Below are 11,718 nucleotides of genomic sequence, written 5' to 3'. Positions count from 1 at the left end.
TCCGCGTGGTTTTCAATACTGCTGAAGCCCAGCGTGCCCGTATCCAGCCGGTTTTGTCCGCCACTGCCGTCGAGCCGATAACCGCGCCGTTCAGCTGCGTGTGGTCGCCCACCGTCACGTCAAAGCCGCCCTTGCCCGCAAGGTCCGGGTAATGCCGAACTGCATGATTATCACCAGACAGGAACCGCAACCGGAGCTACCCACCGAGCCGGAAGTGGTGACCACGCTGCGTAAAGCCTGCAAAAAGCTCTCCGCACGCAAGCAGCGGCAGATTGAGGAGTTTATTCAGGTGCTCGCCACACTGCAGAAGCGGTCACGGAAGATCCCGGAAGGGTTGGTTAAGTGGGGACCACTTTAAGATAACGGGCTGGTTATAAAGTAAAAACCCCAGCCGGTTGACTGGGATTTGTCATCATTACTTAATCGGATAATTATAATGTTCGGGAACTTTATAATCTTCAGGGCAAGGTTTCTCATTAGGAATCTTGAAATAAATATCAATATCCTCAACCGCTTGATAAAAAGCTCCAGATACTCCCATCATGAAACTTCTGATGTGCAACAAAGCCGCTCGCATAGCCAACTCATCATTGCTATTTTTAGCCTTAATAAATAGTTCAACTGAGAGATTTATATTTTTAACATCCCTTTGAATGCTATCGACAAGTGAATAATCGTCGGCAAGATAAAGATTCTCATCTCGCAATTTATTACCTGCTTTTTTCTTTAAAAAAATCAGATACTCACGGCTAAACTCATCCAAGGAATCAATATTTATCATTTTGGAAACCTCCGCTTTTCTTTAATTGCAGATTCCGTTTTTTTCTGATCGTATGACCCATCAAGGTTAAGTACTGCTTTTACTTTTCCTCTGCTATTAAAAACTTCAATATGGTCTTTATGCAGTCCATCCAGATAATATTTATCTCCTCTGGAAATATGCTCACCAATAGCATTTTTAGCTTGATAAACACTTTACCCCTGGAATACCTGGATAGATTTCTGCGAAATTTCTTTTGCCAGGTTACAAAAACCAGACTGTTTAAAGAACTCACCCATATTCCCTACAGCTCCGGAGTTTGGCACATGTGGAACTTTTTTACCTGGTAATATAATCCCGGCCAGCATGCCGCCCGTGGCTTCCAGTGCAGCCTGATTTCCCTCAGATGCCTGTTTGATCGTGTCGGCTACTGCTAACCAGGTATCACTGCTCATCAGGGCTTTAACGCTGTCCGCCACTGCCTGATTTTTACCAGACAGGTCACTTAATGTCCTGTCGCAGTAGCCGTCACCTGTTGCACATGATGCCAGCGCCATAGCCGCATCTGCGGCATAATCCGCTGAGCCTAATGCTGCATCACCGGTATCAGCCAGGCCGTTAATAATTGCGTTCGCTATGGAAGAGGTTGTGCCTTCACCCAGCTTATTCCTGACCTGATCCTTCAGGAATTCAGCGACCTGTTTCACCGTCTCACGGGCTTTGTCACCGCTCAGCGAGTTATTCTCAACCGCATTCTTCCCGGCCTTCGCCCCGGTCACCGCGCTGCCCGAACTGTCCCCGGCAAGCCTGCCCGCCAGCCCCGCCGCCAGCTTCCCCGGCGCACTGATGTTCTGACGTTGCTCCTCGCTCAGGCCTGCACGGTCAACCCCCGGATAGAGCTGCTGTGCGATATACTCGCCCCTCGCCCCGCCTGATGCTCCCGCCAGCGCCGCACCCGGTACCGCGTGCACTATCAGGTTGGTCTCCACTTTAACCATCTTTTGCCTTCCAGGCCTTTCGTGGGTGCCATATCGTGAATGACTTTCACCCGATAAGGTACAGCCGCCCCTCTGGCTGACACTGGCCAATCTCTGCACTATTGCCTCTCAACCCGTTCTCTCTAAACGACTTGACACAAAGGGCTGACAGGCCTGTAACTAACCAAGCATCAATCGTCAGTTAAAAAACATCCTGTATCGATTGGCCAGCATTAGCATATTTTACTTGTAGTCTGTTGGTGAGGCTGATTTCTCTTTCGACATGAGAAACTGCCCCACACCAATAATAACCCCGCATCCGATTGATATTTCCAACCCTCTAATCAAGTCATTTCTATCAAAATCAAAATCATCAACTAAACAATAGGATACTAAAGATATAAGTAATCGACCACCTACAAGAAAAGTAAAAAGGCCAACCACCCATAAAACCACTAACAATAATAAAATTTTAATTTTATTATTTTGCATTACTACTTTTCTCCAGTTTTCTTTGAACTTTTTCAGCAAGATTTCGTGTGGAACTCCCGAGATATTCAGAACCTGCAGATTCAGCGACTACCCCTGTTATTTTAGGTATTGTAAACTGAGGGATTGTGTCCTGCACCTTCTCCACTCTTTTACCTATCGCTGCGCCCCCCAGTATCCCTAAACCTGCTCCAATCATCGGTGCTAAAGTATTTTTACCCTGCAGCCTGGCTCCCGCATACGCACCGGCAACGCTCGCTGCTTCAGTGAACCAGAATCCTTTACCCTGCGTTAAAGAACTGACACCGGTTGCAATCAGTGCATCCGTGGCGCTGAACGGCTCTCCACTACTTAGTTGGTTAAACACGTTAGCTGTGCCGCCTATCGCACCTGCGCCCATCACCGCCTCAGCTGTCGCAGTGGCTGGCAGTAACACCGGCGCCACAAACGTCGTCACCCCTGCCCCCCAGGCCGTTAACAATCCTGTTGCCGGATTCTGACCGGCAGGCAGGTTGCCTTTAGCCATATCTGCCGAAAGAACTGCTTTATCTTGCAATGTCATGCCCGGGAGTGCTTTCCCATTTTCATCGACCTGATTATCTGTATTTGTCATTAAGCTACCCTGTGCAAGGCCGTAATTATTCAGGCCTGAGGGTAGATTAAACAATTCATTATTCTCAACCGCATTCTTCCCGGCCTGTGCACCCGTTATCGCACCGCCCGTGCTGTCTCCGGCAAGCCCGCCCGCAAGGTCCGCAGCCAGCGTGCCCAGCGCGCTGATGGTCTGCCGCTGCTCCTCACTCAGGTCTTCACGCTTAACTCCCGGATACCTCTGCTGCGCGATGTACTCGCCCATCGCCGCGCCAGAAGCACCCGCAAGTGCAGGATTACCCGACGCGTATGAGATCACCGCGCCCACTACCGCGTGCGCAATCAGGTTCGCCTGAACGTTCACCACCTCTTTGCCGTCCGGGCCTTTCGTGGTCGTCAGCGTATGTATCTGCTCCGCCAGGCATTCAATAGCAAAGGCGAGATTTGTGCAGGAAACACTGATTTACGAGCGGGTGATAAAGGGCAGGCTGATAATCAGTCCACATGAGCCGCTGCAGGTATCTCAAGTAGAGCCTTAAGTGGTAAACATACAGAAACCAATCTGTAAGAAGTTATCTGACTGCATGCTGAAGATCTCAGAGTTTATCCAGGCAATTGCCATACCGCGGGAGCGTCACGCAAGGTCTAGGAATGAACTTTGGAATGGCGCATTTCGGAGTAAGCGGCTGTCAGAAATTCCCGGCTCAGCCCCCAAGAAAATCTTTAATTTCAAAAGGGTCTTAACAGATCGAAAAAGTAACTGATATGAGATTAATAAAATCCCGGCTCGATAGCCGGGGTTTTATTAGCGTTTCAGACTATGGTAGAAATCTAAAACACTTTTTAAATCAGTTTCCCATTCTGATATTTTCATACCTTCTTCATTATGCGTTGTTCGCGGCTCAATAAAATCATTTATAGTTTCAGGAGTAAAGCTGGGGCAGTCATCTAAAAACAAAATGATATTTTGAACGAAAACATTACTTTCCAAAAAATACAACACCCAAGTAAATATAAAGTTCGCATTGTTTGGCTCATACATTGAAACAGCTAAAGCTGCATGTTTTTTATTAGCCAGCCCCTCTTCAAGTGAACTTAGCCAGTTAACTTTGTAGTCATTAACACTCCAGTAAGATAGAGGTATATTCATCATTTCTGAAAATTCATCAATTATTATTGATGCTGGCAAGACGCACTCGCCATCGACATATACTGCTTCACTTTCAGGAAAAATACCAAACATATATCAGTCCTTAACTCGTTTTAGATCACTATCATAAGTCCCCATACGTTTTCCTTTACGGTCAAACATTTTCCAACCATTAGTAACATTATGGCTATCAACATCAGGCGTGATATACGTTTTACCGTCAAAGAATACTGGTTGCCCAGGAGAATTAAATGGCGCTTTAGGAGCGGTTATTTTTCGTTCAAAACCTAAATTACTGGCAGTTTCTTGAGCTTCTTTTCCTCTTAGGGCCAAATAAGCTAAATCATCTTTATTATACTCAGGAATCGGCGTGACCGTTGTATTGCCTCCCGTATCCGGCAGACCATCACTATTCCCGGTATTGCCTGGTCCCTGCTCACCAGACCGATCCGGCGTAACCAGTGACGTTCCTTTATTTTCATCATGAAAAGGATTAACCAGTTTTCCGCCGGTCAGATCATCATTCACCGGCGCAGTTTCCGTTTTGTTACTACTGCCATCCTGATGCTGCTGATTATGCGCCACTTTTGGATTGCGGGATTTTGCAGCATCATCACGCGCTTCAACGATTGCACGACCATCAGTGATCGGCGGAGTATCCGCCTCAGTTCCTGACCTTTTCAGAGTCTTATCCAGCTCGGATGCAATTTTGTTACTCGCATTCTGAACTACCTTGTCACCCGGACTCAATAATAATCCCGGAACGGGTACAGGCGTAGCCCTTGGTGGCTGGAGAAGATTATTATTTTCCAACGCATTCTTCACGGCCTGCGCGCCCGTCACCGCAGCACCCGCACTGTCCCCGGCAAGCCCGCCCGCCAGCGCCGAGGCCGCCGCCGTCGCCGCGCTGATGCCCTGCTGAAGGGCGCTGCCCGTTCCCCACGGCGCCATGGCATTAGTGTAAGCCTGCTTCGCTATATCGTCGTAGCCGGGCGCCGTTTTCACCCCGTTCTGCCGCGCTTTTTCTTCCAGCTGCGTCTTCGCTGCCGCCAGCAGTTTCGGGTCCAGAAAGTAAAATCCCAGCCGTAAGGGCTGCGATTTTTATCAAGGGCCTTGCCATTGTAGCTTAGACTTTAATTCATCAGGAACCAATTTGAATAATGATTCTATATATTTAACGTGTTGAATATAGTTAGGTGATATGTCTTCACTGCATTTCTCAAAATAGTATTTCGCTTGATTATTTAAGAACCATAAATCATGCTCAACGAAGTCTGAGATAAGCAGTGTATGCATTAGATTATGTACTAATTCAGCTTCAAAGTAGCACGATATGTCACGCCCTTTATCTTTTTTATCCAATGACTGAATATTTCTGATGTAAGGCAGAGAAAGAGATAACATTTTTACATATATCTCATTTTTTTTCATAAGGATATCATTCTCCATAAGATCATCATTTCCTTGTCGGCATAGATTTAGCTCCTGCTGGAGCATTCTTTGTCTGAGTCCATGAACCATTTTGAAGTAATTTATCTATGTAAGATTTATCTCCAGTCTTTTTATATATTTCCTGAGCAGCCACCATCCGATGGTTACCTTCAGATATATAATAATTTCCCTTACTATCTATATACCCAGCTATACGGCCTTCAGGAGCATTAAACCTATAATTTCCTGACGTCATGTCATTTTTTATCTGGTCTACTTGCTGCGGGTTTCTCAACCCTGTTTGCATGCTCTTTATGCCTGTCGATACTCCACCTTGAGCTATATTCGAAACAGTTGTCTTAGCAAGCTTAAAAAGATCATCGCCCAATTTACCCAATGAAGCTAATGCTGCCTGATTCTCAGGATCTGATGCAAACGCCGCATATTTTACCCACTCAGGGCTGTTTACATCTATCTTCGCCAGATCCTGACCGTTCCACTGTTGGACGTAGGCTTTGGCTTCCTCACTGGTCATCGCATCCACACCCGGCAGTTTACCCAGCCAGCCGGGACGCACTGCCATATCATAACCCCCTTGGGCCACTTCCTTATCCCATACCTGAACTACCAGCGGATCGTCCTGAAGTTTCTGGTCGGTTTCTGCGCTTTGCTCATCGCTCACCTGCTTCCACTTATCAATAACGGCCTGACAGTCACCGCCTGATTTACGGCAATCCGACAATTCTTTGTCGAAGGCAATAGATTGTGTAGCGCTCAGCCAGTTATTCTCAACCGCATTCTTCCCCACCTGCGCCCCCGCAACAGCATTCCCCGCACCGTCACCAACCACGCCGCCAGCCAGACCCGCAGCAAGCGTGCCCAGCGCGCTGATGGTTTGCCTTTCCGTCTCCGTCAGGTCGCTGACTTCCTTACCCGGATACAGCTGCTGCATCACTAGCCCGGCCATCAGCTCGCCGCTGACCGCGCCCGCTGCGCCCGCCAGCACCGAGTTGCCGGACACGTAAGACGCTACCGCCCCGACAACCGCGTGGGCCATCGCTTTCGCTTCCGGATTGCCTTCCGTCAGGACGTGTATCTGCTCCGCCAGGTATGGGCTGGCCGCCTGGATACCCTGTTGCAGTGCACTTCCCGTGCCGAACGGCGCCATCGCGTTGTTGTAGGCCTGCTTCGCCACGTCCGCGTCCGTGAACGTCTTACCGGAACCCGCAAGCTGTTCTCTGGCCGCCTGAAGCGCTGCCGGGTCACGCTTCGCTTTTTCCCCGGCTATCTGGCCCTCGGTTCTGGCGATATCGCCAACCTGCGCCCCGATCTCAGCAACGAGCTGCGCCGCCTTCAGCCGATTACGTTCCTTTTCCTTGTCGAAGATTTTATTAATTTAAATAGATAAGACTAGTTCTGCATAGCTTATCGCTTTGATCAAATTGCAGATGTAAAGCATATCCTTCTTTGTCATATTTAATCCAGCGATTTAAATAACCCATAAGCATATCTGATTTTCCTCCGCCGCTTGCGGAAGGTTCGCCTAACATATGCCGTATTGATTTCTCATTCCAACCTGAGCATATGCCAGACAGTAGTTCCCCTTGAAAACAGGCATAGCCTTCATAACCATCAAAGTAAAAATGGATATGATTTACCACTCCTTTTCTTAATCCAATTTCCAGTCCTGATTGTACATATTTATAATACTTCGTATGGCCTACAGGATCGTTATGCTCCGCAGGAGCCTCGGATAAAATTGGAACTTCTCCAATAGCGTCATTCAGTTCTATAAATTCGCTTGATTTTTCAAACTTCCCAAGAGAATCAATGATTTTTATCCATCCAGGCATTACTTGATTACCCCTATCTGACGGTTTCTTTCTTTTATCTGCTGTATTGCATCATCAACCAGCTCAGGATCATATCCCCGTTCTAACATATTCTTTCTTAATGAATCAATATCACGACATTCTGCGCCACAAAGGTTAATTGCATCTTGTTCTACCTGCGATGATGTGTTTTTACCACCATAAATAGGGCCTGCCTGATGAACATCTTTTGGAACTTCAACTGCTGTAGCATTTTGATAAATATTCTTTGTTTCTGCATCAGTAAGTGGGCGTCCCAACTCTATTTATTTGGATTTTTTTAGAGCAGCAAAAGACGGAATATGATCATGTTCTAAGCCGTCACCAACTACTTCGCGTGCTTTCAGTTCTTTATATGAACCAACATCAAGCGCCTTGACTTTAATTTCATCACAGGCCTTATTAATCAGCCTCGAAGCCTCAGCAACATCCCCTTTCTTCAACGCCGTTTCGGCAGCCTTGATGGCCTTGCCTACCACATCTCCTGCGCCCGGTATCAGCCCTATCGCTGCCGCCAGATAATCTATCGCCGTATTGGCTTCCGCAAAACCCTTTATATCACCAACAATCGGTACAAAGTCCAGTCCGGTTCCGCCAACATCCTTCACCATCTGGGTACAGGCAGCCTGATCCTGTTCACAGATAGCTTTCTGCACGGCTTCGTATTTCGCTATCGTGCCTTTCTTTTGCGCTTCCATAGCGCCAAGTGCACTTGCCAGATTATCATTCTCAACATAAATTGTCAGATCTTAGTCCAACGCGAAAACTCTCTGATGGGAATAACGGATGTATTATGATTTCATCGTTATAAATAAATAACTTTGGTGACAATGCTGTAACATCATAAACGTTTTCCGCTATCAGCTTAATATTTGTCCTGAATAGTGGTATATCTGCATCATCTGCTAAGACAAATACGTCGTGGTTTTTTACTAAGTTCGCGTTTAAGACACCATATAAATCATCATAATCACTATATTTAATCTCCTTCCACAAAACTCCTCCAGCGGCAACGGGATAATTATAAAGCATATCGATAGCTTTTCTTTCTTCGCTCCCAATAACTATATTAAAATCAACAAGCAACGCTTCTTTGCATTCGTCAAACAAAGTCATTTTTTCTACCTATTAAGCTGTTTCAATATAGTTTCAGAAGCTTTTTCATTACCTTCAAAAGGTATGACGGTTTTTACTGCCTTACCAGGACCTTTACCTTTTGAGTAATCCCACATATTAATATGTGTTCCTTTCTCTGGATCATAATCCACACGCCAGCCTACCTTGCCATCGCTGGATTGGCGACCAATAACCTTTCCATGACCAGCACTCAATTCCAATCGGCCAATAACAGGCTTTGAATCAGCACCTAAATCACCAACCATATTTATGGCTTTATTTCTAGCAGTTTCCCAATTCTTTTCAGCTTTAAGCACCGTTTCAATACGGTTTCCGAATCCCGGAACCTTCTTACCCAGCAGTATAATCCCGGCCAGCATCCCGCCCGTTGCTTCCAGTGCAGCCTGATTTCTCTCAGATGCCTGTTTGATCGTGTCGGCTACTGCTGGCCAGATATCCCTGCTCATCAGGGCTTTAACGCTGTCCGCCACTGCCTGATTTTTACCAGACAGGTCACTTAATGCCCTGTCGCAGTAACTGTCCCCGGTCGCGCACGACGCTAGCGCCATTGCTGCGTCAGCAGCGTAATCCGCTATCCGTCACGCTGACCGCAACGATATGACCACCTATTACAGCCGCTGTCCCAGCATTAACCTTAAGGGTAACTGGCTGGAAGAGACGGGATTTGAGACCGGACGGAGGTGGAGGTGCTCACCGGGCCGAGGTAACTAACCATCCGTCTGGCAGACCAGAAGTAACTGGCTGGTAAAAAATAATCCCGACGTAAGGCCGGGATTGTTTGTTAACGATATTCGATCGGAATATTTTTAAGCTGTTCGTCCAGGGACCAGTTTTTTGGCCTAAATTTCGGATTATTCCATTTAGCTCCGTCAGATAACCATTTATCTTTATAACGTTTCAGGCCCAATAGGGTGGCATCTTCATAACCAAATTCAACGCCACAGCAATCACATATATTAAAGCTCGCATCCTGACCTGTATCACCCCAGGGTAGATCCGTCTGAATGGCTCCACAGACTCTGCAAGCATAAAGCTCTTTATTATTGTGCATTAAAATAATCCAAGTTTGGGTAGATAGTGCCGCTATTGGTAATATCCTTTTGGGCATTCAGCGCCACGCTACCGCCACCGAACAACGCGCCGTCGCCGGTAAGATCGCCTTCTTTTACCTTCGCATAGACCTGCGGCACCAGCACGTTTTGCTGCGTGCGATTCGGCGATGTGACTCTGATTAACAAAGCGCGGATCGGTCCCGACTAAATTCGAAGTAATTCCGGTCATCACCCAGTATTAAGCTTAAAGGTGGCTGGCTGGAAGTGATGGGATTTGCAACCGCGACGCCGGTTAATGTGCGGGTTATGAGCGGTTGTCTTACACTGACGGCACGCGAACCGGCAGCGCCACCTGAACCGGAGATTATGCAGACGCTGAGGAAGGTCTGTAAGCTGTCGGCCCGTAAGCAGCGACAGGTGACTGAGCTGATCGAGATGATCAGCAGACCACAGGCCAAAACGGATAACTGACTGGTTTATAAAGTAAAACCCCGGCGCGGTGGCCGGGATTTCTAACTAACCCACTGCTTCAAAAAAACTTTCTATGTCACTTTGCGTTAACTTGTCCAAAAGTAAATTAACGATATTTCTTTTATCATCTATTCCCAGGTAAAAATTCTCACTACATTTTATCCAGCTAGTTGATTTTTTATTTTCACCAATTACTAATAAAATAGACTCTCTGGATATGATTGCTTGAATGTCAAGACTAAAATCGTCAACAAATCTATGACCAAAATCCTCATTTCCTAAGTATTCCCATAGTTCTGTATTCACAACAGGAAACCCATCTACACTATCTGATAAATCTACTCGTATAGACTCTGTTTTATGGACTGATCTTGGTTCTATCATTACTAATGTTATAGACGATAAAAAACTGTTTTCTGGTAACACCGCCAATTCAAGCAAACTTTTACTGCCATTTCCAACTCGCCAATACAAAGGAGGAAGTTTTTTATTATCAATGAGTTTGATATCAACAGGAACGTAACCATCAATAGTAATGGCTACACTTCCCGTCTCATTAATTACGTTATTAACAGTTAATTTCATTATTTATACAACGCATGTTTTAATACTGGATAAGGATCTGTTGGTCGTTGGCTAAATACTAACCCCCAACGTCCAACCTGCATTTTTTCGTTAAACTTAAACCCTTGCGAAGATGCATCTTTAATAGCACTCTGAAGCCTGGTCAGCATCGCCTGACTTCCTTCGGTTGTACTGTGAGACAACCCATTTCGTGTTAAATATTCACCCATATGCTTAGTTGCATTTGGGTTCACCCAAACAGTTTTCCCATTAACGTTTAATTCAAAAGACTTTGGAATAGATGTCCCTGGTATTGCAGTTTGAGTTGCTTTAATTGAATCAAAAACAGTCCCTGTTTTAACTATATCAGCACTAGCTTTTACCGCTGCCGATTCAGCCTTACCATTTACAACTTTATTGAACGCCAGCCCGGACGCAAATTTTATCACATCCTGTCCGGATGCCCCGTTATCCAGCAGGTTCATCACGCCATTAACGTCAACAGGCGACAGCGTCGATGAAATAACGTCATTTTTAAGCGCCAGGTCGTGAATTTTCTCGTCGCTTAATCCCTGCGACTTCCATTCCGCGATTTGCTGGCTGCCTTTAATCGCTGCAACGTAAGGGTTGCCGATAACGCCCATGGGCGTCCAGTCAATACCCGTCTGCGAGTAAATATCTCCCAGGAATCCCCTGTAACCAGAGTCAAGCTGCCCTTCTTTTGCACCTGCCAGCATGGTACTGGCATAATCCGTTACCAGCAGATTGAAATCATCTGATGTCAGCGCCCCGGATTTATACATTGAAAGCAGCTTTTCTCCCGCCGCTTTCTCCTGCTGACGATATTCATTACGAACCTTGCGCTCACACTCCCCGTCCGTGCAGGCTGTAAATCGCACCTGAAGCTCATCCATGCCACCTATACCGGCAGCTTTTAACTTCTCATAAAGCGCACGGCTTCTGTCATCAAGATTTTCAACGCCATGCTTATTGGACAGAAGGTTATTCTCAACCGCGTTCTTCCCGGCCTGCGCGCCCGTCACCGCACTGCCCGCACTGTCCCCGGCAAGCCCGCCCGCCAGCCCCGGCGCCAGCGTCCCCAGCGCGCTGATGGTCTGACGCTGCTCCTCGCTCAGGTCTGCACAGTCAACGCCCGGATAGAGCTGCTGTGCGATATACTCGCCCGCCACGCCGCCTGACGCCCCCGCCAGCGCCGAACCGCCCG

Annotated in this window: 18 protein-coding genes and 2 pseudogenes; 3 read left to right on the top strand and 17 right to left on the bottom strand. The window is 46.9% G+C overall.

Annotated elements, in window-relative coordinates; all coding sequences use genetic code 11:
* The first annotated feature begins 151 nt into the window (after positions 1 to 151).
* Positions 152 to 358 (top strand): hypothetical protein, encoded by a 207-nt coding sequence (locus QCD69_RS22125; protein ID WP_301253526.1) that lies wholly within the window; start codon positions 152 to 154, stop codon positions 356 to 358.
* Positions 359 to 415: 57 nt separating this feature from the next.
* On the opposite strand, the gene QCD69_RS22120 is transcribed toward QCD69_RS22125, so the two are convergent.
* From QCD69_RS22120 to QCD69_RS22060, 13 genes and pseudogenes are all read right to left on the bottom strand, one after another.
* Entirely contained in the window at positions 416 to 781 is a 366-nt protein-coding gene (locus QCD69_RS22120; protein WP_301253525.1) for a hypothetical protein, read from the bottom strand.
* A gap of 194 nt (positions 782 to 975) precedes the next feature.
* Positions 976 to 1,758: a VENN motif pre-toxin domain-containing protein gene (locus tag QCD69_RS22115; RefSeq protein ID WP_367317873.1), complete on the bottom strand. Its 783-nt coding sequence runs from the start codon at positions 1,756 to 1,758 to the stop codon at positions 976 to 978.
* Between the two features lie 222 nt (positions 1,759 to 1,980).
* Entirely contained in the window at positions 1,981 to 2,229 is a 249-nt protein-coding gene (locus QCD69_RS22110; RefSeq protein WP_125289627.1) for a hypothetical protein, read from the bottom strand.
* Positions 2,219 to 3,184, bottom strand: coding sequence for a VENN motif pre-toxin domain-containing protein (locus QCD69_RS22105; protein ID WP_301253524.1), 966 nt, complete (start codon positions 3,182 to 3,184; stop codon positions 2,219 to 2,221). The genes QCD69_RS22110 and QCD69_RS22105 overlap by 11 nt, the downstream gene beginning before the upstream one ends.
* 438 nt (positions 3,185 to 3,622) lie before the next feature.
* The gene (locus tag QCD69_RS22100) at positions 3,623 to 4,060 is read right to left on the bottom strand and encodes a hypothetical protein (RefSeq protein ID WP_253454573.1); all 438 of its coding nucleotides are present in this window, start codon (positions 4,058 to 4,060) and stop codon (positions 3,623 to 3,625) included.
* Positions 4,061 to 4,063: 3 nt separating this feature from the next.
* On the bottom strand, positions 4,064 to 4,972 hold the full coding sequence (locus QCD69_RS22095; protein ID WP_301253523.1) for a toxin C-terminal domain-containing protein: 909 nt from the start codon (positions 4,970 to 4,972) through the stop codon (positions 4,064 to 4,066).
* A gap of 99 nt (positions 4,973 to 5,071) precedes the next feature.
* On the bottom strand, positions 5,072 to 5,416 hold the full coding sequence (locus QCD69_RS22090; protein ID WP_441004993.1) for a zinc ABC transporter substrate-binding protein: 345 nt from the start codon (positions 5,414 to 5,416) through the stop codon (positions 5,072 to 5,074).
* A gap of 7 nt (positions 5,417 to 5,423) precedes the next feature.
* A pseudogene (locus QCD69_RS22085) lies at positions 5,424 to 6,794 on the bottom strand (VENN motif pre-toxin domain-containing protein); the annotation flags it as partial.
* Complete coding sequence (locus QCD69_RS22080; protein ID WP_301253522.1) at positions 6,790 to 7,251, bottom strand: hypothetical protein; 462 nt, start codon at positions 7,249 to 7,251, stop codon at positions 6,790 to 6,792. The pseudogene QCD69_RS22085 and the gene QCD69_RS22080, both read right to left, overlap by 5 nt.
* The gene (locus QCD69_RS22075) at positions 7,251 to 7,529 is read right to left on the bottom strand and encodes a hypothetical protein (protein ID WP_301253521.1); all 279 of its coding nucleotides are present in this window, start codon (positions 7,527 to 7,529) and stop codon (positions 7,251 to 7,253) included. Before QCD69_RS22075 ends, QCD69_RS22080 begins: the two co-directional genes overlap by 1 nt.
* Before the next feature lie 6 nt (positions 7,530 to 7,535).
* Positions 7,536 to 7,967, bottom strand: coding sequence for a hypothetical protein (locus QCD69_RS22070; protein ID WP_301253520.1), 432 nt, complete (start codon positions 7,965 to 7,967; stop codon positions 7,536 to 7,538).
* Between the two features lie 31 nt (positions 7,968 to 7,998).
* Entirely contained in the window at positions 7,999 to 8,385 is a 387-nt protein-coding gene (locus QCD69_RS22065; protein ID WP_301253519.1) for a CDI toxin immunity protein, read from the bottom strand.
* 5 nt (positions 8,386 to 8,390) lie between these two features.
* A pseudogene (locus QCD69_RS22060) lies at positions 8,391 to 8,789 on the bottom strand (hypothetical protein); the annotation flags it as partial.
* A 214-nt stretch (positions 8,790 to 9,003) separates the two neighbouring features.
* Here QCD69_RS22060 and QCD69_RS22055 point away from each other — a divergent pair.
* Entirely contained in the window at positions 9,004 to 9,117 is a 114-nt protein-coding gene (locus tag QCD69_RS22055) for a SymE family type I addiction module toxin (RefSeq protein WP_301253517.1), read from the top strand.
* Positions 9,118 to 9,187: 70 nt separating this feature from the next.
* Here QCD69_RS22055 and QCD69_RS22050 read toward each other — a convergent pair whose 3' ends face one another.
* Together QCD69_RS22050 and QCD69_RS22045 are read right to left on the bottom strand one after the other, a co-directional pair.
* Entirely contained in the window at positions 9,188 to 9,457 is a 270-nt protein-coding gene (locus QCD69_RS22050) for a hypothetical protein (RefSeq protein WP_301253516.1), read from the bottom strand.
* Positions 9,447 to 9,644: a hypothetical protein gene (locus QCD69_RS22045; RefSeq protein WP_301253515.1), complete on the bottom strand. Its 198-nt coding sequence runs from the start codon at positions 9,642 to 9,644 to the stop codon at positions 9,447 to 9,449. Before QCD69_RS22045 ends, QCD69_RS22050 begins: the two co-directional genes overlap by 11 nt.
* 51 nt (positions 9,645 to 9,695) lie before the next feature.
* Between QCD69_RS22045 and QCD69_RS22040 the strand changes: the two genes are divergently transcribed.
* Positions 9,696 to 9,929, top strand: a complete 234-nt coding sequence (locus tag QCD69_RS22040; RefSeq protein ID WP_301253527.1) for a SymE family type I addiction module toxin — start codon at positions 9,696 to 9,698, stop codon at positions 9,927 to 9,929.
* Between the two features lie 45 nt (positions 9,930 to 9,974).
* Here the strand turns inward: QCD69_RS22040 and QCD69_RS22035 are convergent, their stop codons facing one another.
* A complete protein-coding gene (locus tag QCD69_RS22035; protein ID WP_301253514.1) occupies positions 9,975 to 10,514 on the bottom strand; it encodes a hypothetical protein in 540 nt (179 codons plus the stop codon).
* Positions 10,514 to 11,718 (bottom strand): VENN motif pre-toxin domain-containing protein (locus QCD69_RS22030; RefSeq protein WP_301253513.1); only part of this gene is annotated, 1,205 nt, incomplete at its 5' end. The genes QCD69_RS22030 and QCD69_RS22035, both read right to left, overlap by 1 nt.

Source organism: Erwinia sp. PsM31, from assembly GCF_030433775.1.
In the GTDB taxonomy this organism is placed as follows: Bacteria; Pseudomonadota; Gammaproteobacteria; order Enterobacterales; family Enterobacteriaceae; genus Erwinia; species Erwinia aeris.
This window is presented reverse-complemented; position numbering and strand designations above follow the sequence as displayed.